This is a genomic window from Thalassoroseus sp., assembly GCF_984380535.1.
Genome location: NZ_CFHRBF010000001.1, coordinates 153,620 through 179,341, shown reverse-complemented (window position 1 = coordinate 179,341; position 25,722 = coordinate 153,620). Strand labels below are relative to the sequence as shown.

At 53.4% G+C, this 25,722-nt stretch carries 20 protein-coding genes and 1 tRNA gene; 15 read left to right on the top strand and 6 right to left on the bottom strand.

Going from position 1 to position 25,722, the window contains the following annotated elements:
- Nucleotides 1-41 precede the first annotated feature (41 nt).
- From AC5DDB_RS00645 to AC5DDB_RS00635, 3 genes are all read left to right on the top strand, one after another.
- The gene (locus AC5DDB_RS00645) at nucleotides 42-2,195 is read left to right on the top strand and encodes a peptidase domain-containing ABC transporter (RefSeq protein ID WP_491737729.1); all 2,154 of its coding nucleotides are present in this window, start codon (nucleotides 42-44) and stop codon (nucleotides 2,193-2,195) included.
- 98 nt (nucleotides 2,196-2,293) lie between these two features.
- Entirely contained in the window at nucleotides 2,294-3,706 is a 1,413-nt protein-coding gene (locus AC5DDB_RS00640) for an HlyD family secretion protein (protein ID WP_491737728.1), read from the top strand.
- A 124-nt stretch (nucleotides 3,707-3,830) separates the two neighbouring features.
- On the top strand, nucleotides 3,831-5,477 hold the full coding sequence (locus tag AC5DDB_RS00635; RefSeq protein ID WP_491737727.1) for a TolC family protein: 1,647 nt from the start codon (nucleotides 3,831-3,833) through the stop codon (nucleotides 5,475-5,477).
- A gap of 73 nt (nucleotides 5,478-5,550) precedes the next feature.
- Here the strand turns inward: AC5DDB_RS00635 and AC5DDB_RS00630 are convergent, their stop codons facing one another.
- Complete coding sequence (locus AC5DDB_RS00630) at nucleotides 5,551-5,673, bottom strand: hypothetical protein (protein ID WP_491737726.1); 123 nt, start codon at nucleotides 5,671-5,673, stop codon at nucleotides 5,551-5,553.
- Between the two features lie 142 nt (nucleotides 5,674-5,815).
- On the opposite strand from AC5DDB_RS00630, the gene AC5DDB_RS00625 reads away from it, so the two are divergent.
- From AC5DDB_RS00625 to AC5DDB_RS00615, 3 genes are read left to right on the top strand one after another with little or no spacing between them, the layout of a single operon-like run.
- Nucleotides 5,816-8,194, top strand: coding sequence for a DUF1592 domain-containing protein (locus AC5DDB_RS00625; protein WP_491737725.1), 2,379 nt, complete (start codon nucleotides 5,816-5,818; stop codon nucleotides 8,192-8,194).
- Nucleotides 8,195-8,199: 5 nt separating this feature from the next.
- The gene (locus AC5DDB_RS00620) at nucleotides 8,200-9,540 is read left to right on the top strand and encodes a DUF1552 domain-containing protein (protein WP_491738053.1); all 1,341 of its coding nucleotides are present in this window, start codon (nucleotides 8,200-8,202) and stop codon (nucleotides 9,538-9,540) included.
- Between the two features lie 29 nt (nucleotides 9,541-9,569).
- The gene (locus tag AC5DDB_RS00615) at nucleotides 9,570-11,006 is read left to right on the top strand and encodes an ankyrin repeat domain-containing protein (RefSeq protein WP_491737724.1); all 1,437 of its coding nucleotides are present in this window, start codon (nucleotides 9,570-9,572) and stop codon (nucleotides 11,004-11,006) included.
- Between the two features lie 3 nt (nucleotides 11,007-11,009).
- Here the strand turns inward: AC5DDB_RS00615 and AC5DDB_RS00610 are convergent, their stop codons facing one another.
- Nucleotides 11,010-12,449 carry a sulfatase family protein gene (locus AC5DDB_RS00610; protein ID WP_491737723.1) on the bottom strand — a complete coding sequence of 480 codons (1,440 nt, stop codon included), beginning with the start codon at nucleotides 12,447-12,449 and terminating at the stop codon, nucleotides 11,010-11,012.
- A gap of 272 nt (nucleotides 12,450-12,721) precedes the next feature.
- On the opposite strand from AC5DDB_RS00610, the gene AC5DDB_RS00605 reads away from it, so the two are divergent.
- Nucleotides 12,722-12,793 (top strand) — tRNA-Cys (locus AC5DDB_RS00605).
- Between the two features lie 173 nt (nucleotides 12,794-12,966).
- Here AC5DDB_RS00605 and AC5DDB_RS00600 read toward each other — a convergent pair.
- Together AC5DDB_RS00600 and AC5DDB_RS00595 are read right to left on the bottom strand one after the other, a co-directional pair.
- A complete protein-coding gene (locus AC5DDB_RS00600; RefSeq protein ID WP_491737722.1) occupies nucleotides 12,967-14,259 on the bottom strand; it encodes a serine/threonine protein kinase in 1,293 nt (430 codons plus the stop codon).
- Nucleotide 14,260: 1 nt separating this feature from the next.
- Nucleotides 14,261-14,866: an RNA polymerase sigma factor gene (locus tag AC5DDB_RS00595; protein WP_491737721.1), complete on the bottom strand. Its 606-nt coding sequence runs from the start codon at nucleotides 14,864-14,866 to the stop codon at nucleotides 14,261-14,263.
- A gap of 110 nt (nucleotides 14,867-14,976) precedes the next feature.
- Between AC5DDB_RS00595 and AC5DDB_RS00590 the strand changes: the two genes are divergently transcribed.
- Together AC5DDB_RS00590 and tuf are read left to right on the top strand one after the other, a co-directional pair.
- On the top strand, nucleotides 14,977-15,258 hold the full coding sequence (locus tag AC5DDB_RS00590) for a 4Fe-4S binding protein (RefSeq protein WP_491737720.1): 282 nt from the start codon (nucleotides 14,977-14,979) through the stop codon (nucleotides 15,256-15,258).
- Between the two features lie 383 nt (nucleotides 15,259-15,641).
- Complete coding sequence (gene tuf, locus AC5DDB_RS00585) at nucleotides 15,642-16,817, top strand: elongation factor Tu (RefSeq protein ID WP_491737719.1); 1,176 nt, start codon at nucleotides 15,642-15,644, stop codon at nucleotides 16,815-16,817.
- Between the two features lie 56 nt (nucleotides 16,818-16,873).
- Here the strand turns inward: tuf and AC5DDB_RS00580 are convergent, their stop codons facing one another.
- The gene (locus AC5DDB_RS00580; RefSeq protein ID WP_491737718.1) at nucleotides 16,874-18,382 is read right to left on the bottom strand and encodes a RecQ family ATP-dependent DNA helicase; all 1,509 of its coding nucleotides are present in this window, start codon (nucleotides 18,380-18,382) and stop codon (nucleotides 16,874-16,876) included.
- A 398-nt stretch (nucleotides 18,383-18,780) separates the two neighbouring features.
- Here AC5DDB_RS00580 and AC5DDB_RS00575 point away from each other — a divergent pair, with 398 nt between their 5' ends.
- The 5 genes from AC5DDB_RS00575 to AC5DDB_RS00555 all read left to right on the top strand — a co-directional run bounded on the left by AC5DDB_RS00575 (nucleotide 18,781) and on the right by AC5DDB_RS00555 (nucleotide 24,179).
- Nucleotides 18,781-19,539, top strand: a complete 759-nt coding sequence (locus AC5DDB_RS00575; protein ID WP_491737717.1) for a glycosyltransferase family 2 protein — start codon at nucleotides 18,781-18,783, stop codon at nucleotides 19,537-19,539.
- 53 nt (nucleotides 19,540-19,592) lie between these two features.
- Nucleotides 19,593-21,281 carry a hypothetical protein gene (locus tag AC5DDB_RS00570; RefSeq protein ID WP_491737716.1) on the top strand — a complete coding sequence of 563 codons (1,689 nt, stop codon included), beginning with the start codon at nucleotides 19,593-19,595 and terminating at the stop codon, nucleotides 21,279-21,281.
- A gap of 216 nt (nucleotides 21,282-21,497) precedes the next feature.
- Nucleotides 21,498-22,535 carry a prenyltransferase/squalene oxidase repeat-containing protein gene (locus AC5DDB_RS00565; protein WP_491737715.1) on the top strand — a complete coding sequence of 346 codons (1,038 nt, stop codon included), beginning with the start codon at nucleotides 21,498-21,500 and terminating at the stop codon, nucleotides 22,533-22,535.
- 319 nt (nucleotides 22,536-22,854) lie between these two features.
- Entirely contained in the window at nucleotides 22,855-23,457 is a 603-nt protein-coding gene (locus tag AC5DDB_RS00560) for a hypothetical protein (RefSeq protein WP_491737714.1), read from the top strand.
- Between the two features lie 194 nt (nucleotides 23,458-23,651).
- Nucleotides 23,652-24,179: a hypothetical protein gene (locus AC5DDB_RS00555; protein ID WP_491737713.1), complete on the top strand. Its 528-nt coding sequence runs from the start codon at nucleotides 23,652-23,654 to the stop codon at nucleotides 24,177-24,179.
- A 21-nt stretch (nucleotides 24,180-24,200) separates the two neighbouring features.
- On the opposite strand, the gene AC5DDB_RS00550 is transcribed toward AC5DDB_RS00555, so the two are convergent.
- Entirely contained in the window at nucleotides 24,201-24,830 is a 630-nt protein-coding gene (locus AC5DDB_RS00550) for a nucleotidyltransferase family protein (RefSeq protein ID WP_491737712.1), read from the bottom strand.
- A gap of 108 nt (nucleotides 24,831-24,938) precedes the next feature.
- Between AC5DDB_RS00550 and surE the strand changes: the two genes are divergently transcribed.
- Complete coding sequence (surE, locus tag AC5DDB_RS00545; protein WP_491737711.1) at nucleotides 24,939-25,712, top strand: 5'/3'-nucleotidase SurE; 774 nt, start codon at nucleotides 24,939-24,941, stop codon at nucleotides 25,710-25,712.
- Nucleotides 25,713-25,722: the final 10 nt, after the last annotated feature.

Here is a 25,722-nt window from a genome sequence, read left to right as displayed (position 1 = left end):
TCAACGAACGGCAACCGCGCAGTTCCAACTTCGGATGATCGATGGATACGCAACAGGACCTCCAAGGCCGGAATGAACAACAAGTCTGTGCGCGGCAGACAACGCCGTGTGTCGAGTTACTCACACGGCTGCTGGAGTCGCAGAAACGGACAATGGACCGTGCGGCGGTGCGTCGCGCAGTGAGCGAGGCAATGACCGCCTGGCCAGGTGAGGTGAAGACGACCTGGTGGCGGTGGTTGGTTGAGGCGGCTCGAAGTCTCGACATGGAACTTACCGTTCTCGACGTAGAACCCGTCGAGATGACCAATCTCGTCCTCAATCGGGAATGTGTCGCCACTTATCTGCCCCATCGGGAGGCACCGTGGCTGATCGCCCAACTGAAGCGACGACAAGTGGACACGGTGAGTTTCACCGACCAAACAGTCGCCGACCCCAATAAGAGAACGGTCTCGCCGAAACATTTCGAGCGGATGGTGAGTCACACCGATAATCCGCTGTCGATTCGCTGTGTCGTCTCGGACCCCGTCAAGCCAGTTCAACGCCCCGATCACGTCGGGCTTTCGCCACTGGAGCGATTGGTCCAGCTTGTTCGCCCGGAATGGCCTGACATTTGGGTCGTTCTGGTATTCGCAATGATCGTCGGTTTGCTGACTCTGGCGACACCTGTGGCGGTGGAAGCCCTTGTCAACACTGTGGCATTCGGCCGGTTCCTACAACCGGTTTTGGTGCTGGCGTTAATGCTGTTTGCGTTTCTCGCGTTCTCTGCGGCGATTCGTGTTCTGCAGACATTCGTGGTGGAAATCATCCAGCGGCGGTTGTTCGTCCGTATTGCCGGGGAACTTGCACGTCGGCTTCCGCGGGTCCAGATTGGCGCATTTGACGATCACGACGGTCCCGAATTGGTGAATCGCTTCTTCGATGTTGTCACCGTGCAAAAGGCGGTTGCAGGGCTGTTGCTCGATGCGGTTGTGATTGTCTTGGGAACATTTGTGGGGATGGCAGTTCTTGCGTTCTATCACCCGTGGCTGCTGGGCTTCGATGCCGTCTTACTGGCGATGATCGGTGTGATTGTTTTTGGTCTTGGGCGTGGTGCGGTCAAGAGTGCCGTCAAAGAATCCAAACGGAAATACTACATCGCCGGATGGTTCGAATCCGTGGTGGGCTGCCCTCATACGTTCCGCTACGGTGGTGGACGACAATTCGCCATTGAACGCTCGGATTTGCTTGTCTCCGAGTATTTGGAAGACCGCCGCAAACACTTTAAGGTTCTGTTTCGCCAGATTGCTTTCGCTCTGACTGTTCAAGCAATCACCAGCACTGCGTTGCTTGGATTGGGCGGATGGCTTGTGATCCAAGGGCAACTTACTCTTGGACAATTGGTTGCAGCCGAGTTGATTGTCGCTGTGATCGTCGGTGCTTTTGCGAAATTGGGGAAACACCTGGAATCGTTCTATGACTTGTTGGCAGCCGTCGATAAAATTGGTGTGCTTCTGGATTTGCCACTCGAACGTCGCGATGGATTGCTGCTGATCCCGCATTCAAAGTTGGCATCGGTTCAATTTGCGGCCGTTTCGCATATTCATCCGTCGACTGGTCGTGGGCTGAAACCGTTTACTGCCGAAGTTGAGCCAGGAGAGTCCTTGGCCATTTACGGCGAACGCGGTGCCGGGAAGACTACGCTAAGCGATCTTCTTTTTGGTTTGCGAGCTGCGACTTCGGGACGTTTGGAGATCGATGGATTTAACCCGCGGGACATTCGCCCGGATGTGCTACGGCATCACGTTGCCCTTGTACGGAATCCAGAAATTTTTACCGGAACTGTGACCGAGAATATCCACCTCGAGCGAACCGGTGTCACCACAACTGATGTGCAAGACGCTTTGCGACTTGTTGGAATCTATGAAGAAATCCTCGGTTTGCCCGACAGTCTGGAAACAAAACTGACGCCCGCCGGGTTGCCACTGTCACAACGCCAGGCAAGTTTGCTCGCCTTGGCACGTGCGGTTGCCGGACGTCCAAAACTGCTTGTTATCGATGGAATTCTCGATTCGTTGTCCTCCGCAGACATCGCACTGTTCTTCGAGCGGCTGAGCAGTAAAAAACTGCCTTGGACTTTGATCGTGCTCACCGCACGACGCAAAGTTGCCGAGCGTTGTGATAAAATCGCCTATCTCGAAACGCCAGTCGTCGTTTGAACACGTTTGCCGGCGGATGACATACCTGCGAATCGCCTTGTCCCTAATACAAAGCCCCTCCCGACATGCTCGATGAACGAACTCAATCGACAATGGTGATGACGGAGACAACCTACTGCGATCAGGCACTGCCTGCGTTGCGGCTGGCTCGGTCGTCGCGTTTGGCTCGACGGATCGCGAGGTTGTTGATCGGTCTGATGTTCATCACGATCATCTTGCTGCTCTTTGCACCCTGGCAACAGACAGTGAGTGGCAGTGGCAATGTGATCGCGTATGCGCCGCTCGATCGGCAACAAGTCCTCGGTGCTCCGGCGAAAGGACGAGTTTCCCGGTGGGGGGAAGGTATCTACGAGAACGCCTACGTCGAAGCTGGGCAGGTCATCTTAGAGATTCAAGACCTGGACCCCAATTACCTCACGACGCTTGTGCAACAACGCGATTTGGCACAAAACCAGGTCGATTCGTACGAACAACAACTCGCGGCGGAGAAGTCCAATCTGCGGACGGCGGAAGCGATTCTTCCCATTCAAGAGGGCATGATCGAGACCTACAAGTTAGCCCGAGATGCCGACTTAGCAGCCACCGACGCCCTCATTCTGGCGGCAGAACAAAAGGTAGTCGCCGCCAAAGAAAAGGTTCGCAAAGCCGAGGCGGAACGGAACCAACTAGAAATCGACCGCAATCGTCAGGAGCGACTGGCCGAAAAAGGTCTGACTTCGAAATTGAAGTTTCAAGAAGTCGAGGCGAAATATCTCGGGGCGGTTGCCACGCTCGGTGTGGCGAATTCCGAACTCGAAGCTAGCATGAAAGAAGTTGACGGCAAGAAGAAGGAACGAGAATCCAAACTTCAGAAGTGGGGGGCGGAAATCGCCGCTGCCGACGCCAAACTTCAAGATGTCAAAGCGAAGATCGCTCAGTCGCAGAGCAAGATTGCGAAGAGTCAAAGCGAACTCAGTAAGTCAATGCAGGAGTTAGCGAAAGCTCAAATTGCCGTCAATCGGCAGCAGAATCAAATCGTGACGGCCCCGCGTGCCGGGTATATTCAGGACTTAGTCGCTATGGAAGGGAAGATCCTGAAGGAAGGCGACAAGCTCTGTACGCTGGTGCCACGGGGCGGAGAACGTGCCGTTCAGATTTGGGTCGATGGAAACGATGCCCCGCTTGTCGAGCCTGGTCGTCATGTGCGATTGCAATTCGAGGGTTGGCCTGCGGTTCAGTTCTCCGGTTGGCCTTCGGTCGCAGTGGGGACTTTCGGCGGCACCGTCGCATCGGTGGACAATACCGATGACAACAAAGGCCGCTTTCGCGTCATCGTTCTTGCCGACCCTGAAGATCAACCGTGGCCTGATGATCGCTATCTGCGTCAGGGGGTCCGCGCAAATGGCTGGATCCTGCTTGATCGTGTCACTTTAGGTTACGAACTGTGGCGACAGCTCAACGGTTTCCCACAAAGCGTCAAAAGCGGCGACGACGATAAGCCGAAGAAAATCCCCGTTAAGGTGGGAAAATAAGTAAGTTAGAGCAAAGAATCCCGTTTTGCCGGCACTTTCCGGAGAACATCTGGAGAACCATTTCCGATTATGACGATCAGTGAAACAGTGTTCGTCTCGTATTTTGGTTCTGATGAGATCTCCGATGGTGCGCAAATTCGTCGTCCTTTGGACATGCGTACTCTCGCTGTTTGGGGCGGGTTGTTCGACCGTTGAATTGAGTGACCGCGCGGTCACGACTGCCCGTCATCAGCACCGCGGGGTCGTGTCCGAACTGCCTGCGGAATCTCAACCAGAGGCAACCGCGACAACTTCGGTTCAACTCGCGGCGCATGAGGAATCGGATCAGACGGACAACAGCGAAATCGCGCCTCTGCCGGCATTTGATGAAACAGACGATTCCTTCGCGACTCAGTCTGAAGGCTTTCCCAGCGAAGGGCCGTTGACTCTCGACGAAGTTCTCGATTCCATCGTTCGCGCATATCCGCTGTTGGAAGCGGCACGGCAAGAACAGTGGATCGCATATGGTAACGTTATTTCTGCGAGTGGGGCGTTCGATACGAAAGCCAAGGCGGAGGCCCTTGAAGCGCCGCTAGGATTCTACGAGAACTACCGTCATTACCTCGGACTTGAACAACCGCTGATGAAGAACGGAGCGGACGTGTTCGCTTCGTATCGGATCGGTCGCGGGTTCTTCGAACCATGGTACAAAGGACGGGAAACCGACGAGGGTGGCGAGTTCAAAGCGGGTATCAATCTGCCTTTGATGCAAGACAAGCTCATCGACGAGCGTCGGGCAAATCTGGGTGTCGCGAACATCGAGCAAGCCGCTGCTCAGCCGATGATTCAGACGGAACTCATTGACTATCTGTTGTCTGGGTCCGTCGCGTATTGGGACTGGGTGGCTGCGGGGCAAGGCGTGCAAATCGCATCCGATCTCCTCGAACTTGCCAACGTTCGGCAAGAAGCAGTTCAGACACGCGTGGACGAAGGCGACTTAGCCGAAATTGCATTGGTCGACAACCAACGTTTGATCGCTTCGCGACGTTCCAAATTGATCTCCGCTCGTCAGAAGTACCAACTTGCGAGCGTGAAACTTTCGCTGTTCCTGCGTACTCCGCAAGGCGAACCGATTCTGCCTAGCGAGTCGGATTTGCCTAAGGACTTTCCGACCGTCAATCCCGTCGACGCCTCGCAAGGCAATGCATTGATTCAAGCTGCTTGGAGTCAACGACCGGAACTTGCTTCACTGCTTCTGAAGCAACAAAGTCTTTCTGTCGAACTTAACCAAGCCCGCAACTTGGCGCTCCCCGAGTTGGATTGGTACACGGTCGTCTCGCAAGATGTCGGCGATCCTCGCAAGGACAAAGGCAAAGAGAACAAACAACCGCTCGAACTCGATACTCATTTGCTGCTGAGTGTACCACTCCAACGTCGTAAGGCGATTGGGAAGCAAACGTCGCTCGAAGCGAAACTTGCACAAGTGCGTGCGAAGGAAGAATTCACTCGCAATAAGATTGCGACCCAAGTTCAGATGGCGTTGGTATCACTCGAAGCAGACGTCGCATTAATCGAGCAAACTCAGGCGAATCTCGAATTGGCCCAAGAGTTGGAACTTGCGGAAGAAGAACGCTTTGCGGAAGGCGAAAGCACCCTGATTTTGGTCAACATCCGCGAACAAGCAACCGCTGATGCTCGGTCTGAAGTCGTGGCTGCTCAGGCCGACTACTTTCGTTCTCTCGCACGACTCCGAGCAGCCCTTGGTGCTCTTCCGAAGTCGGTCGATCACTAGGCCACTTTAGGATTCGCTGTGTCCGGTAGGACACGCGAACCGAGCCTGTTCAAATTCTGGACTACGGTGACACCTAAGTCGTGACCGGCAGCAGGCTCGATCCGTCATCGACACGATCGGCGTCCGATGCATCGATCAAACTTCGAGCGGCATTGTGTCGGGTTGTCACCAAATTGTCGCGACCAAGGCGATGCATCGACGTCTCGCAAATTCGACGTATCAGCCTTGGACGAATTCCTCGGTCGTCGGAAATCTCGTCACGTTCGCTCGCCAATTCTTTTGCGAAATTGGTACAGTATGATGCATCCAATCCGAAGACACTCTTCTGCGGTCGCTCAATGGATCATCTCATATCAAACCGAATCCTGTGGACAACCATAGCCGTCTTTATGGTTTGTGGCGCCCAGGTTGTCGCCGATCAGACGCCAGAAATCCACCCGGCTGTCCAGCAACTCGTCAGTACTTACTGTTTCGATTGTCATAGTAAGGACGACCCGGCAGGCAATTTCAACCTGGAGATGCTAGCGACGCAGCAGATCGGGGTTTCTCAACCCGGATGGGAAAAGGTCGTCAAGAAACTCAGCACCGGACAGATGCCGCCGGCGGGAATGGTGCAACCTGCTCAAGCCGAGACTCAAACAGCTCTAACGAAGCTCGTGAGCAGTTTGGATCACTACTCCGAGACCCATCCCCAACCCGGACGCACACAGACGTTCCGACGACTGACGAGATTCGAGTATCAGAATGTGATTCGCGACTTACTCGACTTAGAGATTGACGCAGCGGCCTTACTTCCTAGCGACGAAATCAGTCACGGTTTTGACAACGTGACAACTGGGGAATTGTCGCCGAGTCACCTCAACCGCTATGTTTCGGCGGCGCAGAAGATCAGTCGTCTAGCGATCGGGTGGGTCGGGAAAACGCCCGATGTTCGAACCGTCCGTGTCCGGCCGGACATCACACAAGACCACCACCTAGATGGTTTGCCTCTGGGGACACGTGGCGGCGTTGCGTTCCGTCACAACTTTCCCCGGAGCGGTGAATACGAGATTAGCGTACGGCTGTCGCGAGATCGTAACGAGCATATCGAAGGACTTTCCGAGCCGCATGAGTTGGAGATTCTCTGTGATCTTGAAAGAGTCGCGAAGTTCGAAGTGAAACCGCCGAGTCGAAAGTCCCAAGGCGACGGCTACTCCCAGGTCTCGCATGCGAATCTGGATCAACATTTAAAGCAACGGCTGCATATGAAGGCAGGAGCCCACGAGATCGCTGCGACGTTTATCGCAAAGGATCATTCTCTGCTCGAAACGCGTCGGCAACCATTGAATGTGCATTATAATATGTATCGTCATCCTCGGCTTGGACCGGCTGTTTATCAAGTGTCTATTGTTGGGCCCTTTAACCCAGAGACGCCAAGTCCAACACCAAGCCGAAATCGCATATTCGGCTCTCCTAGCCAGCAGACCGATGATACAACGCAACGGGCAGAAGAAATTATTGAACGACTGCTGCGTCGGGCGATACGGCGTCCCGTGAAATCTGAAGATCTCGTTAAGCCCATGAGTTTATTTCATGAGGTTGCAAACAAAAATGGTTTTGAGGCCGGAATCGAGGTTGCACTGGCTTCGATTCTCGTCCATCCCGAGTTTCTGTTTCGGATCGAAGCCGAGCCAAACGGGATCAAGCCAGGAGTGCCCTATCAAATCAGCGACATAGAACTTGCATCGCGACTATCGTTCTTTTTGTGGAGTAGCATTCCTGATGACGAGTTGCTCAGTCTCGCAGAAAGCAACCAACTCCATGACTCGGAAATACTTAGCCAACAAACGAAACGGATGCTAGCCGACGAGCGGTCCCAAACGCTAGTTCAAAACTTTTCTAGTCAGTGGTTATATCTAAGAAATCTCGATGCCACCGTGCCGGACGCGCGTTTGTTTCCAGACTTTGGCGACAATCTTCGTCAGGCATTTCGGGAAGAAACCGAGTTGTTCCTGGAAAGTGTTTTTCGCGATGATCGCAGTGTGCTCACACTTCTTCGTAGCGACTATACTTTCCTGAATGAGCGTCTTGCCAAACACTATGGCATCCCTCATATTTACGGTAGTCGGTTTCGACGAGTATCGCTCGATCCACAATCTCATCGCGGCGGCTTGCTGCGTCAGGGTAGCATCCTAACGGTCACTTCTTACGCGAACCGCACCTCGCCGGTCATCCGAGGAAAATGGATTCTCGAAAACATCCTCGGCACTCCGCCACCCCCGCCACCTCCGAATATCCCGGATCTCGAAGACAACACCGTTTCGGCTCTACTGCCGGTGCGAGAACGATTAGCTCAGCATCGCGCTGCGGAAGCCTGCGCGAGTTGTCACGATCTCATTGATCCGATCGGTTTCGCATTAGAGAACTTTGACGCTGTCGGAAGTTGGCGAGAACTCGAACTCGGCGAACCCGTGAACGCCACCGGTGAACTACCAGGCGGACACCAGTTTGACGGTGTTGAAGGGCTTGAACAAGGTCTTCTCAGTCGGCCCGAAGTCTTCGTTTCGACGCTTACCGAGAAACTCATGACCTATGCACTTGGGCGAGGGCTTCAATACTATGATGCTTCTGCCGTCCGAAAAATCGTTCATCACGCACGGGAAACAGACTTCCGTTTCTCGTCAATAGTTCTTGGAATCGTCCATAGCCGCCCCTTTCTTATGAGGATGTCTCAATGAATTTTATTAAGCGAGCGATACCGAGACGAACCTTCCTTCGTGGTGCGGGAGCGGCACTTGCGTTGCCGCTTCTAGATGCAATGGTTCCAGCCCTGACTGCCGCCGCCGATACGGTTGCTAGTCCAAATCGATTGCGTCGACTCGGGTTCGTTTATATGCCTATGGGTTGTGATATCACCAGTTGGACTCCGCCGGACGAACACACCTTGGAGACACTATCCCCAAGTCTGAGTTCCTTAAGTCCCGTGAAGAACCAGGTGGCAGTCATCAGTAACCTGGAACTGAAAAACGCCTATCCGGGAACCCATGCCACGTCGAACGCAGCATTTCTGAGCGCTGCCCAGGCCAAGCGGACTGAGAGTTCGGATTATCGGTTAGGAACCACGGTTGATCAGATTGCTGCCCAACATCTTGGTCGACAAACTCAGCTACCGTCGCTGGAAATGGCCATGGACTTGCTGTCAGTCGTTGGGCAGTGTGACAACGGCTATGCGTGCGTGTATCAGAATAGTCTCTCGTGGTCTTCGCCAACAACGCCACTACCGGCAGAAGCTCATCCGCGAATGATTTTTGAAACGCTATTTGGTGACGGCGGAACCGGAGCCGAGCGGATGGAATCGTTAAAACAACGAGCAAGCCTTCTTGACTCTTTAGGCGATGAAATCAAACGGCTTCAACGGAAACTTGGCCCTCAAGATCGTCGGACGATCGATCAATATCTACAGTCGGTCCGTGAAGTTGAGAGACGTATTCAAAGAGCCGAGCGAGCCACTGTCGAGCAACCACAGGCGGATTTCGATCGCCCAATCGGGGTGCCCGCTACTTATCAAGAGCACGCAAGGCTCATGTTCGACTTACAAATTCTTGCGTTACAGGGTGATATCACGCGTGTGATTACATTTCAGCTGGCTCGGGAAACGAGTAATCGAACATATCCTGAGATTGGTGTCTCAGAGCCACATCATCCGCTCACCCATCATGGGAACGACCCGGCTAAAATCGCGAAGGTTGCCAAGATCAATCAGTTCCATGTTTCGTTGTTCGCAGAGTTTCTTCAGAAGTTGAAAGCCACGCCCGAAGGCGAAGGGACTTTGCTAGACCACTCGCTCTATCTCTACGGGAGCGGCATGGGAAATCCGAATGTGCACGACCATACGAACCTCCCGATTCTTGTTGCTGGCGGCGCCGCGGGACGAATGCAGGGTGGGCGACATATTAAGTTTGCGAAGCCAACACCGCTCGCGAACCTCCACTTGACCTTGCTGAACCGGGTCGGGATTGATCAACACGCGTTCGCTGATAGCCAAGGCGAAATCGACGAACTCTTCGAACCGCTTGACATTTGATGACGCAACGAGTGAAGGGAATGAAAAACGTGAGTTCGAGAATCCTGTTAGTCTTTGCCATCGTCAGTGTCTGTTCGGTGTGTAGTGCTTGGTCGTCGGATCCTCAACCTAAATTAGCGGACGCAGTCAAGGCCCGAGAGACAGCACGGGTTCAGTCATTGCTAGAGAACGACGTGAGTGTCAACGTTCCACAGGCTGATGGAATGACAGCCCTGCACTGGGCGGTTTATCACGAAGATATTCCATTAGCGAAAAAACTGCTGTTAGCCAATGCAGATGTGAAAGCCGCGAACCGTTATGGAGTCACCGCGATTTCTATTGCATGCCAGAACGGCAACGGGCGTCTTGTGGGATTGTTGCTGGATCACGGTGCAGACCCCAACGGATCACAACCCGGCGGTGCAACGCCGTTAATGACTGCTGCTCGCACCGGAAAGCTGCAAGCTGTAAAAGCGTTACTAGCCCATGATGCGAACGTGGCCGCTACGGACCGTCACGGTCAGACGGCCCTGATGTGGGCGGCGGCTGAGGGGAATGTCGAAGTTGTCGAGACACTGTTGGCCGCCGGTGCCAATCGCGATGCGACATTACCTTCCGGCTTCAACGCCATGTTTTTTGCAGTTCGAGAGGGACAAACTCAAGTCGTCTTGAGGCTCATCCGTGACGGTTCGGACGTCAACGAAGTCATGCAGCCGACGAAGCGGAGCGGGAACAGTCCAGTCCCCGGCATAAGTCCCCTCGTTCTTGCGATCGAGAATGGTCACTTTGAACTCGCGGCGGAACTCCTCAAGCTCGGGGCAGACCCGAATATCAAGGTTTCTGGTTTTGCACCGTTGCATGCTCTCTCGTGGGTTCGCAAGCCCCTGAGAGGCGATGGCGATCCGCCTGCGATTGGTTCTGGCCGGTTGAGCAGTTTAGAACTTGTTCGGGCTCTTGTTGATGCCGGTGCTGATATCGACATTCGACACCCGCGTCGAGGTGCCAGGCGGGGGCAGTTAAACCGAACCGATGCCACGCCTTTTTTGCTTGCCGCCGAAACTGGTGATCTACCGCTGATGAAATTGCTGCTAGAACTCGGCGCCGATTCTCGTCTGTCCAACAAAGACGGCTTCACGCCTTTGTTGGCAGCTTCGGGCGTCGGTGTGCTAAGTGATGGAGATGAGACAGCCGGTACCGAAGACGAAGCGATCGAAGCCGTCACGTTTCTTTTAGAACGCGGTGCGGATATCAACGCGGTTGACAAACTTGGCAACCACGCCATGCATGGGGCAGCCTACAAGAGCTGGACGAAACTAATTGCCTTTCTGGACAGACATGGAGCCGACCCAGAGTTGTGGAATCAGAAGAACAAGCTCGGTTGGACGCCCTTGATGATTGCGAAGGGAAATCGTCCCGGCAACTTTCGCCCGTCACCGGATACGATCAAAGCCATTGAAGCATTGTTGAGTCGTCCGCGGAATGACTGACCATCAATAGTCACTTCCTGAGTCGCTTGCTTCCACGGAAGTCTTCCATTGCTTCCAAGCTTTGATCATCGATTGAAGTTTTTGAGAATGTTCGGCGGCGATATTATTCGACTCACTCGGGTCGCTTTCTAGATTGTAGAGTTCCCAACTCGCATTTGACGCCGGACGGATCGCTTTCCACTTGTCGTCGTGCCAGGCAGCTTTTCCACGGATGTGGAATGCCAACGGCTGTGGCCGGGCAGAGATTGTACCGGTCATTACTGGGATTAGACTGATGCCGTCTAGAGGACGGTCGTCCGGCATGTCGAAGCCAACGATTTCACGGATTGTCGGAAAGTAGTCGACGGTGCAGCTTGCGACGGAAGATACGGATCCCGCTTTAACTTTTGCCGGCCATTCGATGAGACTGGGAACACGCACGCCGCCTTCATAGAGACTTCGTTTGCGTCCACGAAACGAGCCAGCTTTTCCGGGAGCTCTATCGTTCCCCTCGGGACCGTTATCGCTGCAAAAAGTCAGCATCGTGTTGTCGGCGATTTCCCAATCCCGCAGGGCAGCACGGATGCGTCCCATTTGTCGATCCAATGCCGTCACACAACCATAATAGTTTCGCTCGTAGGCGGACGTACTGCCGTTCTCATAACTTTGTGCATCTTGCGGGCTTGCTACGACCGGAAGATGCGGGGCATGAAACCAGATGATTGCAAGAAACGGACGCTCCCGATGCTGTTCAATAAATTTGAGTGCTCGATCGGTAATGATTTCCGAGTCGTCTCCTCGTAATTCCGTCGACTCTGGATCGACCATCGTTTCCTCGCTCGTCCAATAGCGAGTCCCGTACAGAGTTTTTGGCGTGTTCTCTGTGAGTGCGTTCCACCCTTTCGACGAGAAGCCAGTGAAAGAATCGCCTCGTGATGGCTTTGAAGGCCGCCACATCGGGTCGTAAGTTGGAGTTTTAGCCTCAGTCGCGAACGTCGTGTGAACCTGATGCTGCCAAGGCGGGGAATAATCTTGCGTTTTCGGTCCACCCCGATTGGAGTCACGCACTTTCCTCGTAAGCGTTCCCAGATGCCATTTCCCGAAGTGCCCTGTCGCATATCCATGTTTTGCCAAAGCTTCGTAGAGGGTAAATTCACCGTCTCGAAGATGGCCGCTGTTCGCGTTGTAAACGCCCATGCGGTCATGATGCCGCCCCGTCACGATCGAAGCGCGAGTGGGCGAACACACAGGGGCTTGAGCATAGAACCGAGTCAGATTCAGACCGCTCGCTGCCATTTGATCCAAATGTGGCGTTCGGATGTGTTTACCGCCGTTGAAACCAACATCGCTCCACCCCATATCGTCACACATGACGAGCACAAAGTTCGGACGATCGGCAAAACAGATTTTACAGTACCCAATTAAAAACCCGATGACGATGAGGCAGCGAAGATGTGAACGCATCAGCTCGTGTTCCTAGTCGTGGAAGAAGTTCTACCAGCCTTTGGATATGTTAGCCGAAATACACTCATATAAGCGACCCCGTACCTTCAAGCAATTTTGCCCCTACCACGAAGACGACGTGAACCTATTCCGAATTCTGGCGTCATATAGTTAGCCATTGCGTTCAAAACTCCGATGGCTTTTTAGTCCCTGGAGTGTGCCAGATCGCACGCAACCTTGCGGAGGTTGAAGACTAGGTTCGATTCCTAGCAGGGGTACTGGTTGTTGAACTCGACGCTGATGCCTGATGGTCGGGCGACTGCCTGCAAAGCAGTATCGAGCAGGTTCGATTCCTGTCAGCGTCTTCGGATGACTTTCTTAGCTGCCTGTAGATATCAAGCTGCTAGCACTCTTTCGCATGTCACGTCGATTACTCGCAACGAGTTTTCGAGTCTTCAGTGTCCGTTGTAGATGTCGCCATGCCTACGGTTCTTGTTTTTTACGAACTGAAAGTCGCTATGGTCAATCGTGAACTGTTTTAGTCGGCAATACGGTTGTTTTGTAGACAATTCTCTAAAGCACTGCGAAATTGATCGACGCTTGAAAAACGATCAGATGGTCGTTTACTGAGACTACGATTGCAGACCTCGATCACGTTTTGGGAAACGGCCGAATCGGTCTTGTCCAGTGAGGTGACTGGGATTGCAGAGACAACTTGCGCGAGGACGTCGGCAAGCGTCTTTCCGGTCCAAGGTGGGGTCCCTGTTATTAGAGTATAAAGAATAGACCCTAGACCATACACGTCTGTTGTCGGGCCGATATTCCCCCAGTAACTCGAAACCTGTTCGGGGGCCATGAACGGCGCTGTTCCCTCGATGCCACGTTCGGTGCGGGAGTTGTCAGCGATCGACTGGGCCAATCCAAAATCGGTAATGAAGATGCGGTTGTCGTAGTCTTTGAGAAGATTCGCTGGCTTCAAATCACAATGTACGATACCACGCTGGTGAGCAGCTGCGACTCCGCGACAGGCCTGAATCATCCATTCAAGGATTTCTTTGATCGGAATTGAGTCTGCGGTCGAGACTGTGCTCAGGTCCGAACCGTCAATCCAATCCATGACTAAGAAATAGCCGCCGCCGGGCGTTCGTCCGATACCATGGATGCCAACAATGTTTGGATGTTGCAACTTTGCGATAGTCTTCGCTTCAGCTAGAAAACGTTCGACCGCCCGACGATCACAAGATAAAGTTTTTCGTAGGAACTTGATTGCCACGGGACGGTCCAGACTGACTTGCCAAGCGTAGTAGACTTTCCCCATCCGGCCGGCACCAATCAGGCGACGTAGTTGATAATCGGAATATGGCAACGGCGCCTGAGGATCAAACTCACCTGAAATCTTCGGTTGACTAGCAAGTATTCGTTCTTCCTCATCGGTCTCGATTGCAAGTTCGCGGTCAATCTCCTGAAGTCTGACTTTGAGAAGGGAACGAAGTGCAGGGAAGCGGTTCAGATAGACGGCGTGCTGCGGCGAGACATCGAATCGACAACGAACGCGATATTCCTCGCTAAGAAGTTCGCAAAGTGTTGAGTTGGATTTGGACAGTTCCGGGAATTCGCGGATGTAGTCCTCAACGGAGTAGCGTTTGATTCTTTTAGACGCGTCACGCTGCCAGCGGTTTTCGATATCAATCGCAATCAGTTCTATAAGAATTTTGATTCGTTCCGTATTCGGCAACTCGCTATGTAGATAACTAGATATCGCAGGTGGCACCCCTTGTTCCCAGAGTTGTTCGAACTCTTTAACGATTGATTCGAGTTGCGTACCTGCCATGCTAAAGATTGCTTTCCGTTTGCAAGCGTTGCACGAGCATCTCACGGATCTCTGCGAGCACGCGTCGGACCGTCCGTTCGGATCGTCCCGTGTCGGCGGCGATAGCTGTGTTTGACTCGCCTTGAAGACGCAGTTCAAAGATGCGTCGAACGTCTGGATCGAGTTGCGACATGATAGCCTCGAGTTCATCGGCTAATGCAATGCCTTCCTCCGGCGTTGGCTCACGATCGTTGGGGGGTTGGGAATCTAACGGTAGCTGCGTTAGCGATTCTTCCAATCCAATCGAACGCCGGATCGCTCGATGATGTCGAACTTGTCGACAGAGTTTGTGCATTGTGATCGACGCCAAGAGCCGCCACAGATCGCCACTTCGGCGTAACACGTAACGCCCCTCGCGTGCAGCCACGAAGAAGCTTCGCCATGCAGAAAGCACCACGTCTTCGGGATCTGTACGACTTGCGAGTTGTTCCGATAGACGAGCGCGAGCCAACCGCGTGAGACGGTCGAGATATCTGGCAAAGATCGCATTGGCCGCTTCGTCGTCTCCGCTTTGGTAGCGGAACAACAGTTCTGCCGACGTTCCCAATGGGGGCTGTTTACCGCTCATAACCATGACCGCCAACAAGTTCACAAAATTCCAAAAGTTTTTTGGCCATGAAGATCCGCTTTGGGCATCAACGAAGGAACGAATCCTAAAACTCGTTGAGGAGTGAAGAAATGACTTACGTAGTGACTGAGCCATGCTTCGGCTGCAAGTATACCGATTGTGTGATCGTCTGTCCGGCGGAGTGCTTCCATGAAGGTGAGCAGATGCTGTTTATTAACCCCGACGACTGTCTTGATTGTGATGCTTGCGTTCATGAGTGTCCCGTTGAAGCGATCTATGCCGACGTGAACGTGCCGGAAGACTGGCTCGAATTTATCGACCTGAACGCCGAGATGTCGAAACGATGTCCTTCGATCACCGAACGCAAAACACCGCTAAATGGCTGTCAGTGAGATCGTAGAGTCGAACCCAGTCAAATAGGTTCAGATTTGCGGATTCTTTGCGAACCTTTGTCGCAACGTCTGTGTCGAATGGCTAATCACAAACTGTTGCCAGGATTTTCGATTCATGTTCACTTCGGCTTTCAATTCGTTTTCGTCGTCCAACTCGCCATGGCGAGGTGGGGATGATATGAGTTGAAACGAAATTGAATTCGACTCTCCATCGGCCCGCCACACCTCTTGGTATGGTGGGCTTTTTTTGTGACTTCCGTTGGCTAATTGACGCGGTTTTGACTGTCCTGGTGTTGCAAGGGCGCAAAAAGGTCGTAGAGGCTGCTCATCTCTGCGATTGGACAGTTGAAACCGCAAACTCTTTGGAAAGGAGATGCGGAGCAATGGTTACCAAGACGCACGTCAATGTGGGGACGATCGGGCACATCGATCACGGCAAGACAACTCTGACGACGGCAATTCTCGCGGTTCAAGCTCAACGTGGCTTGGCTCAGGCGAAGTCTTACGCCGACGTCGCAATTGGCGGCACCTATCGTGATGAGACAAAGACAGTAACGATCATCACGAGCCACGTCGAATACGAGACAGACCGTCGGCATTACGCCCACATCGACTGTCCCGGACACGCGGATTACGTCAAGAACATGATTACCGGAGCCGCGCAGATGGACGGTGCCATACTGCTGACGTCTGCGGTCGATGGTCCGATGCCGCAAACACGAGAACACATCCTGCTCGCACGACAAGTTGGCGTGCCGCATCTGGTCGTGTTCATCAATAAGTGTGATCTGGTCGATGATCCGGAAATCATCGAACTGGTGGAGATGGAAACCCGTGAACTGCTGAATGTCTACGGTTACAACGGAGATGAAGTTTCCGTTGTTCGAGGTAACGCGAAAGGAGCTTTGGATCACCCGGCCGATCCTGGATTTGCCGGGTGTATTGTCGAGCTACTCAATGCGTTGGATACCGAAATTCCCGATCCAACACGGGAAGTCGATCGGCCGTTTCTGATGGCGGTCGAAGGTGTCCATCAAATCCTCGGACGTGGCACTGTTGTGACCGGGAAGATCGAACAGGGACAAATCCAGGCTGGTGACAAGGTTGAAATCGTCGGATTGACCGATCCGATTCAGACTGTATGCACAAGCGTGGAAACGTTCCAACGTGTTCTTGACGTCGGCGAAGCCGGTCAGAATGTGGGATTGCTACTTCGTGGTGTCCGGCATGACGACGTGCGGCGTGGCCAAGTTGTGGCGAAACCCGGAAGCATTGAACCGCGAATGCGGTTTGATGCGGACATTTACGCCCTGACGAAGGAAGAAGGTGGACGACACACTCCGTTCTTCAACGGTTATCAACCACAGTTTTTCTTCCGAACGACGAACGTTACCGGCAACGTACGATTTCCCGCTGGCACAGAGATGTGTCTCCCGGGAGATACCGTGCGGATCCATGTCGAACTCGATAAACCGATTGCGATCTCCGCGGGAACTCGTTTCGCGATTCGCGAGGGTGGTCGTACGGTCGGTTCCGGTGTTGTGAACGACTTACCTTGAAGTCGAAATAGCGGCCTTCGGTCTGGCAATCAGGTCGGAGGTCGCGTTTTAAACTACTACACCGAGGCTGTTGTCGAGACAGGAGCGGCTTGTGAGGAGATCGTTGCAGGCTGGCAACAATCACAGCAAATTTCGGCGGACGTGATATCTTCGTCGGACTCGAACGTTTGAAGAATTTTTTGCCAACGACAACCGTGCGACTCCGCAAATTCTTGCATTGCCTTCACGCCCCACTTCGCCTGTTCGATTCGCTCTTCGCCGGACCTGGCGATCTGATCAAAAAGGCTGTGCCGAACCTCCGGCAACACACAACGCCATTTGCCGCGACCGGCCGGTGCAACAACGCCATATGAGGCGAGCTGGTGGAAACAGCGCTTGAGAGTTGTGCTTCCATAGGGACTGATTTTGTTGAGGTCTTTGATGGCGACACTGCCATCGGGAAAGTTTCCGCTATCTTTTAGGCCTCGAACCAACGTATGGTGTCCGCTCGCTAACTGACAGGAATCGCTCGAACCGCTAGCAAACAGCTTCTGGATTTTGAGGTCTTCCGGGTCGTACAGCAATGTGCAGAGAGCCGGTTCGCCATCGCGTCCTGCCCTGCCCACCTCTTGATAATACGACTCAATCGAGCCCGGCAGATGATAGTGAATCACCTGTCGAATGTCGGGCATATCGATTCCCAACCCAAAGGCATTCGTCGCGACCATGACACCGGTCGGTTCATCGAGGAAGTCATGTTGGTTCTGGAACCGGTCCTTTTTTCGCATCCGCCCGTGATAGCGAAATGTCTTGAGACCCACTCCTTGCAGAAAATCTGCGAGTTCGTCGACACACTTCGTAGTGGCGACATAAACAATGGCTGGCTTTCCGATGTGAAGTCCATGTTGATCGGTGAGCAGTTCTCGCAGGCGTTCTTGCTTGGCGTCGTCACCGATTTTGCGTTCGACTCGAAGTTCGATGTTCTCTCGGAACACACCAGTCGAGATGATTTTCGGGTCGTTCAGCTTCAAGATGTGTTTGATCTCGTCGATCATGCTGGGAGTCGCCGTTGCTGTCATGGCGAGGATCGGTGGATTGCCTAACCGCTGACGTGTGTATGCCAGGCTCAAATAGTCCGGCCGGAAGTCGTGACCCCATTGGCAGACGCAATGAGCCTCGTCAATGACCAAAATATCGACGCCAACCTCTGCGATGATTTCACACAGATCGGTATTTTGGAGTCGCTCCGGCGTCGTGAACAGATACTCGACTTCGCCATTCCGCAATTTTTCTTCAGACTCAGCAAGTTGCTTCTTCGTCCGGGAGCTGTTGAGAACAACCGCTGAGAAATCGAGTTCTTGAAGATGTCGAGCTTGATCTTCGGCGAGTGAGATCAACGGATTAACGATGACGGTTACGCCGGGAAGCTCATATCCAGGAAGTTGGTAACATAGACTTTTTCCCGAACCGGTTGGCATCAAGACGATCGTGTCATCTCCGGCGACAGCCGATTTGCAAGCGGCGAGTTGTCCCGGACGAAATCGATCGTAGCCAAACTCATTGTGTAAAGTTGCACGCAGATTCATCGATGGTGCGTCCTTCGGGCCAATCTCATGGTGCAAGCGGTGTTACGCTTGTGATGGTGGGAACTTCGTCCTTCCGCACAGCAAATGCGTTACCATCGACGCCAGAATTTTTCTTGATTGAGTAGTGTCGATGTACTTAAGTCTTTGCAGCTAAATAGCTAACAGCTGATGCAGTTGGCCTGATTTTTCTCGAAATGTCGCCTCAATCACCGGGATTGTCCGCTCTACGACCAGATTTCGACGTTTCTGATGGTTGATTCCGGATCAGTTTTGAAGATAGATGCCTTCACATTGTCGATTGCCGTTTGTGATTTTTTCATCAAGTTGACCTTGACCCGCCTGACCCTAAAATAGTTCGTTCCCTAACGAATGAACCGTTTGCCAGAGCCGAGGCCTCGATGATATCTGTTCTGACTGCCTTACCCGTTTTCAACGAAGCGAAACACGTCGCTGATGTTCTGCAGGAAGTACGACGTTACTCCCAGCGGTTACTTGTGGTTGATGACGGCTCTTCCGACAACACTCCCCAAATCCTCGAAGAACTCCAAGCAGAATGGGGGCGGGATGTTTTGGCGATTGTCCGGCACGAGAAGAATAGCGGCTACGGGGCAGCGTTGAAGACGGCATTTCGATACGCCGTTGAACAAGGTTTCGATGTCTTGGTGACCATCGATTGCGATGGCCAACACGAACCAAAGTTGATCCCCGAAATCGCGAAGCGTGTGTTCGATGCCGATGCGGATCAACCGAACGATATCGTGTCGGGCAGCCGATATTTGAAATCGTTCGAGGGGGATAGCACGCCGCCGGAAGAACGTCGTTACATCAATTTGGAGATTACTCGGGAACTGAATCGACGGTTGGGGCTCAAATTGACCGATGCATTTTGCGGGTTCAAAGCATACCGCGTCGATGCACTGAATTGTCTGGACGTGACAGACTTTGGCTACGCGATGCCTTTGCAAGTCTGGGTGCAGGCTGTCTCGGCGGGGATGAAAATCGTTGAATTCCCTGTTCCTTTGGTCTATCTGGATGAACAACGCTCATTTGGCGGATCGTTGGATGACGCGCAGCGTCGGATGGCGTATTATCGCGATGTGCTCAATCGGGAATTGTCCGCCCCGCAACCGTGCGGCGCTGTTCCTGACTTACACTGAGCGGTGTATCCGATTGTCTCGCAACGTCAAATGTCGATGAAAGTCCCACCTTCGTGAATGGCATCTCCTTGACTGCAAATCCGGCATCGGTTTCCGATCCGGTGTGGATTCCCCAAGATCTTCGTGTGCCCCGCGACGATCGCACGGTGTTCGCAAAACCGGATTTGTCCGTGGCCTCGTCGCGTGCAGATGCCAATCGCGAATTGCTCGATTTGGCGTCCGTCTCGTTGCAAGGACGGACCATTCAGCAACTTCGTGAGTGGAGTCGCCAAGAGGTCCTGAAACTCGCGTGCACCTACACGGAGAAGATGACGGGGCAAACGGCGGGGAATGTCGATCCGGCAGCGGTGTTGTTCGCGACGGGGCATCAGCCGGAATTATATCACCCTGGCGTGTGGATCAAAAATTTTGCCGTCTCCGCCTGGGCGAGACAATCAAAGGGCGTTGGTCTCAATCTTGTAATCGACAACGATACCCTCAGCAAACGTCATGTCTCCGTGCCGATTGGTGATCGGTTGCGTCCCGAGGTGACGCAAATTCCCTTTGATCTGGACGCGTCAAGTTGCCCGTGGGAAGAAGTCACACTCTCGGATGCAGCCGAGTTCAACCGCTTTCCTGATCGCGTTGGTGATGCAATGCGTGCGTGGGACGTGGATTCACTCGTCCACAGATTTTGGCCCGCAGGACAGGTCGAGAGCGGTGCCAAACTTCGGGATGTTTTCACGGCGTCACGAATGCAACTCGAACGAAGTTGGAACTCCGGCAACTTGGAAGTGCCGTTAAGTTCCGTATGCGAGACCGACCCGTTCCTGTGGTTTGCCGGCTGGGTTTTGGCTCAACCGGAACGCTTTCGTGAAATCCATAACCAAGCGTTGCACGAATTCCGGGTGGTCAACAAGGTTCGCAGCGGTTCCCGTCCGGTTCCGGATTTGGTCCGACAAGACGAATGGACCGAGTCACCATTCTGGATTTGGCGCGAAGGCGACTCGCAACGTGCCCGTTTGTTTGCTCGCCAAACCGGGCGGGAAACGATACTTTCGGATGGCCGGAACGAGATCGCTCGGTTCCCGCTTGATGCTTCGATGGATGCTTGCTGTGCCGTCGAGACGCTCCGTGAGTTACCTCGGCGAGGCATTCGACTACGGACACGCGCACTGACGACGACATTGTTCGCCCGGCTGTGTCTCTCTGACCTCTTTGTCCATGGCATCGGTGGTGCGAAGTATGATGAAGTCACCGACCGGCTCATCACCAGATTACTTGGTATCCCTGCACCAAAATTCATGACTCTTTCCTGTACGCTCCACCTCCCTCTGGGGCAGCCATTTGACGTCACGAGTTCGGAACTGACTCGCTTACGGGAGCGACAACGCGATTTGCAGTGGAATCCGGAACGATCGCTAAGCCGTGCCGACGATCCCGAAATCGCGAGATTGATCGATCGGAAAGAACAACTCATTCAAGAGCATCATCAACGAACGACCGGGACCAGTGTCGATCGCGTGCGAGTCCGTCGCGAAAACCGCCATCGTCATCAAGAGCTGCGTAGCGTCTCGGAACAATTGAGTCGTTGGACGAGCTCGCAACAATCGCAATTGTCTGCAGAGATCGAACGTACCGAACAGGAACTGGCGGCGAACAAGGTGCTAAAAAATCGCGAGTTTTCGTTCGTGCTCTATCCGGAAAAGACGATCAGCGAATTCCTCTCGAACGCAGTGCAGCCAACGGCCCCCGCGAAGTAACCGTCACTCCGCCGAATGGCTGCGTCGCGAGAAACGCCTCTTGTCGGATGTGCTTGTGGTGTGTAGTGTTATGTGAAGCAGACACTTTCTGCGATCTGATTGGGAACTTACTGTTGGTTTGAGCGTTCGAAATCGTCTTGTTTGATGGTTCTTCTTCGTGATCCGAGGAAGACGGCTACGATTACCGAATGCTGTGGATCAACACGGGAGCGATCAATGCGAATTCCTCAAGCCGTTGCACTACTCGCCGTTGTGATTTTGACGTCGGCATTCTCAGCCCCTGTTGTTGCTGAGAAGCTTGATCCGAAAGTGGAAGCGGCGGTGGACAAAGGGCTTGAATGGCTCGCGCGACAACAGCGTCGACAAGGGTATTGGGAAGCCAACAGCAACCAGTATCGGGTGGCGATGACTGCCCTCGCCGGGAATGCGTTATTGTGCGAAGGTTCCACCACAACGCGGGGCAAGTACTACAAGAACATTCGGTCCGCGGTCGATTATCTCGTTTCAGTGGCTCGTCCGAACGGTTTGATTGGGTACGAGAACGACTACCACTACACCTACGGTCACGGTTATTCGATGCTGTTTCTCTCCCAAGTCTATGGTGAAGAAGAAGACGCCGAACGTCGTGAAAAACTCCGGAAAGTTCTGACCAAAGCCGTCGTGTTTTGTGCCAATGCGCAGACAAGTGCGGGCGGGTGGGGCTACGTGTCCGCGAAAGACGGTAACGGATTCGACGAAGGTTCGACGTGCATCACGCAAGTGCAAGGGTTGCGTGCGTGTCGCGATGCCGGTATTCCCGTGTCTCGGGAGATCATCGACAAGGGAAAAGAGTACGTCTGGGAGTGCACGATCAAAAAAGGTCCGCAAGCCGGTGGTGTGCAGTATAGCATCCGCGGCGGAGGAGCCCGACCGCCGATTACCGCAGCGGGGGTGGCAGCGATGTTCAACTTCGGCGACTATGAATCCGAACGGGCGTCGCTGATGCTCGATTTCTGCAAAAAGAACGTCTGGCCCGGTCAAGGCAACATGTATAGCGGACACTGGCATTACATGCACTTCTATTACGCCCAAGTCATGTACCGGTTGAAAGACGAGTGGCCCAAGTATTTTCAGGAAATCAGCCAAGAGCTCATTCGCAAACAATCGCACGACGGAGCGTGGAAAGAAGGCCACGTCGGGCCGGTCTATGTGACGGCGATCAACCTCACGATTCTCCAACTCCAACGCGGTTACTTGCCGATCTACCAGCGGTAAACGCACAGTTCAATCAGAAACGATTGCATCCGGCGTGGCGATGTTCTATGGTCATTCCCGACTGACCACTCACTCTTCGGGCGTGCATCTGTGCAAGAAGGTTTGACTGTATTTCTGGGCCTGCTGTGTTTCTTGGCATTCACGGTGAATGCGGTGTTGCTCTCCGTACTTCTGGTCCGCCGCAGTGGTCAAGGTTTAGCCCGCTGCCCGCGTTGCAATCGTCAAATCATCTGCCCGCACTGCGAGGATGACGACGAGACACCGGATTTCACGTAAGGAGGGGCATTTTTTAGGCATCAAGGAATTGGTTTAACGTAACATGACAGCTCCAACCAACCAATTGCCGCCCGTCGAGACGCTTGCTTCTCTGCCCAAACAAGCACTGATTATCTACGCTCTCCGTTGCGCACGACGAGCTGAGCCGCTCTATGCCGAAAAGAATTCCGACCCCACACGTGCTCGCTACGTCCGCGCGTGCATTGACTCTGCGTATAACTATCTCGTCACCGATCGCTTCATCAATACCTACTCTTCGATTTCATTTAACTCCTTTGCCTCAGACTACGGCGTAAAGTCCGCTGAATTCGCAGCAATGGCCGCTGAAGAAACATATAATCAAATTACTGATCCCGACTACGACGCAGAAATGGCCGAATACGATGAAGCAACACCGGCAGATCGTGCCGAATGTGCAGCGTCGTATTCACTTTTGGCTACCTACGACACTCATCTTCCAGTTGATGAAGCAAGACGATGCGAGCGGATTGCACTACACGCAGCACTCAGTGACTTCGAGTGGCTGACTGCAAATGGTCATGAACAAGGGCTCGAAGCAATGGGACCGCTTTGGCACGACAACGTGCTCGAATCGTTCCCGAAACGGCTTGAGATGCACGAATCGCTGTTGCTAGAAGCCAAGTAGATCAGGTGCGGCCTGATCTCTAACGACTGATCTACGATGTGCCGGATGATGCTTCGCGATCTCTGGCCGAACTCAAGCAGTTCACGCAGCATCGTGACGGTTTCTGTCTTTTGCAGTTCGGAAAAAAAAACGGCTTTTTCGAGTCATTCACGGACATCGACGACCGTAAAACGATCTAAAAGTGAACCACGGTCATGTATATTGTTCAGACGATTTCCACGTGGTGGACCAAAGCTTCGCGAGGTGGCAGGCTTGCGGAGATGCGAAGTCGTGTTCCGAAACGCACACCAGTTCGCATCCCGTGTGGCTTCCCCGCACTTGTTTGGCACTCGATCGCTTATTCCGAGACCAACCAGTTTCATGAACCGATCGCGAACAAGGTCTCGGAGAATTGCGAGAATAATCGGTTTGGTTGTCGCAACGCTGAGGTCGAATGGAATGCCGACTCAGCCACTTTGATTTATCGTTATCAAACCGGCGCACCCGAACGCCAATTCTTCGACAACACTGGAACCCCTGTCGCTCCGGAACACGCGATTGAGATTCCGACGAATCATTGGGCTGCAGTTGAATACAACGGCCGATTCACTTGCATCGATACCGGGAACTGGTGGTACGAGCATATGGTCGTAAATGTCGCGGTGGGGAAGAAATTGCCTCCGAACATTTTCATTATGACGCGGCCAATCGAGCGGTTCACACAACTGGCATATCTTCGCTAAGTTTGTAGGACGTAACTTCTGTTATGAAGACTCCTCGGCGACAAGCCTTCGAAGATATTCGTAATCTTCGGGAGTATCCATGTCGAGATGAATACCCGGGTCGGAAACTGCAACTTCGACGACGCTATTGGTGAATGCATGGACGAGCGTATTCAAACCACGATCAGCCGGGATTTTTGTGACGTGTGCTGCAAGCGTCCACGAAAAAATCACGGGATGTCCGCGTTTTCCTGCATGTGTTGGAATGAGAATTTTCGCAGGCGTTTTGGCCCAACTCTCAAGAAGTTTCTGAACCGTACTTGGTTTGATCGCTGGGTAATCACCAGGAATTAATAGCCAAGCGTCGTTCTCGTTTGGCCCATATGTGCTGGCGATGTTCGCTAATGCTTCCTCAACGCTGAACCGCATGTCTGGCGGATCAGAGTCGGGTTGAATCGCGATTGCGTTCGCCGATTGTACCATCTCGCGCAACGCGGTCTCATCCTTCCGCATGACGACAATTCGCTCGGTGATTCCGGATAAATCTAATACCGACAGCAACCGTTCGATTACCGTGCGATTGCGGTCGAGCGGCAATAGCAACTTGGGTTGGCCCATACGTCGGCTGTGTCCCGCTGCGGGGATGATGGCGAACACACGACCGGTAGGCATGCTCTCGACTCCTCTCTAAACTGAGACCGGGAGGGCCTTGTCGGTTGGCCGACCACTTTCTAATCTTAGAACAACCACTTCGAGCCACTTCGAACCGACGGACCGCCCATGAAGATCCTACTGGTGAACGATGATGGAATCCACGCCCCGGGTTTGCACGCGTTGTACGATGCGTTGTGCAAGTTGGGAGAAGTTACCGTCGTGGCCCCGGCCATGGAACAAAGCGGCGTTGGATTGTCGATTACTTATTTGCATCCGCTGATGGTCCACACTGAAAAACTCGACGATCAGCATTTCGGTTGGGCGGTTCATGGTAGCCCGGCCGATTGCGTGAAACTCGGCGTCCTCGAGTTCTGCGAAAGTCCGCCCGATTTGGTCGTCAGTGGGATCAATTCCGGTTCGAATGCCGGGATCAATGTGCTGTATTCCGGCACGGTCGCTGGGGCGATTGAAGGCGCGTTTTTCGGCGTGACTTCGGTCGCCGTTTCGTTGTCGATGGACACCACCCCGGATTATCCGCAGGCGGCAAAGATCGCAGCGAACCTGATCCGTGATTTGCTGGCGACCAAACCGCCGACCGGTTCGTTATGGAATATGAACCTGCCGAGAAGCACGCCTGAGGGGCCGAAAGGTGTCAAGGTCGTGCGGATGGGGGTGAAGCGGATTGACGACACGATCGAGAAACGCGTCGATCCTCGCGGACGTCCATATTATTGGAGTGGGATCGACCCGGCTTCGAATCACGCTCAAATCCCGGAGACCGATAATTACGAAGTCACGCAGGGTTACGTCACTCTCACGCCATTGCACTTTGATCTCACCGAGACCACACTGATGGAAGAAGCCGCTAAGATTTCCTGGTCAATCGATTCGGCAACCTAGTTCCTCGATG

Coding starts and splice junctions, on each gene's coding strand:
- AC5DDB_RS00645 (WP_491737729.1), top strand. CDS start 42: ATGGATACGCAACAGGACCTCCAAGGCCGGAATGAACAACAAGTCTGT.
- AC5DDB_RS00640 (WP_491737728.1), top strand. CDS start 2,294: ATGACGGAGACAACCTACTGCGATCAGGCACTGCCTGCGTTGCGGCTG.
- AC5DDB_RS00635 (WP_491737727.1), top strand. CDS start 3,831: ATGGTGCGCAAATTCGTCGTCCTTTGGACATGCGTACTCTCGCTGTTT.
- AC5DDB_RS00630 (WP_491737726.1), bottom strand. CDS start 5,673: ATGCATCGCCTTGGTCGCGACAATTTGGTGACAACCCGACACAATGCC.
- AC5DDB_RS00625 (WP_491737725.1), top strand. CDS start 5,816: ATGGATCATCTCATATCAAACCGAATCCTGTGGACAACCATAGCCGTC.
- AC5DDB_RS00610 (WP_491737723.1), bottom strand. CDS start 12,449: ATGCGTTCACATCTTCGCTGCCTCATCGTCATCGGGTTTTTAATTGGG.
- AC5DDB_RS00600 (WP_491737722.1), bottom strand. CDS start 14,259: ATGGCAGGTACGCAACTCGAATCAATCGTTAAAGAGTTCGAACAACTC.
- AC5DDB_RS00595 (WP_491737721.1), bottom strand. CDS start 14,866: ATGAGCGGTAAACAGCCCCCATTGGGAACGTCGGCAGAACTGTTGTTC.
- AC5DDB_RS00590 (WP_491737720.1), top strand. CDS start 14,977: ATGACTTACGTAGTGACTGAGCCATGCTTCGGCTGCAAGTATACCGAT.
- tuf (WP_491737719.1), top strand. CDS start 15,642: ATGGTTACCAAGACGCACGTCAATGTGGGGACGATCGGGCACATCGAT.
- AC5DDB_RS00580 (WP_491737718.1), bottom strand. CDS start 18,382: ATGAATCTGCGTGCAACTTTACACAATGAGTTTGGCTACGATCGATTT.
- AC5DDB_RS00575 (WP_491737717.1), top strand. CDS start 18,781: ATGATATCTGTTCTGACTGCCTTACCCGTTTTCAACGAAGCGAAACAC.
- AC5DDB_RS00565 (WP_491737715.1), top strand. CDS start 21,498: ATGCGAATTCCTCAAGCCGTTGCACTACTCGCCGTTGTGATTTTGACG.
- AC5DDB_RS00560 (WP_491737714.1), top strand. CDS start 22,855: ATGACAGCTCCAACCAACCAATTGCCGCCCGTCGAGACGCTTGCTTCT.
- AC5DDB_RS00555 (WP_491737713.1), top strand. CDS start 23,652: ATGTATATTGTTCAGACGATTTCCACGTGGTGGACCAAAGCTTCGCGA.
- AC5DDB_RS00550 (WP_491737712.1), bottom strand. CDS start 24,830: ATGCCTACCGGTCGTGTGTTCGCCATCATCCCCGCAGCGGGACACAGC.
- surE (WP_491737711.1), top strand. CDS start 24,939: ATGAAGATCCTACTGGTGAACGATGATGGAATCCACGCCCCGGGTTTG.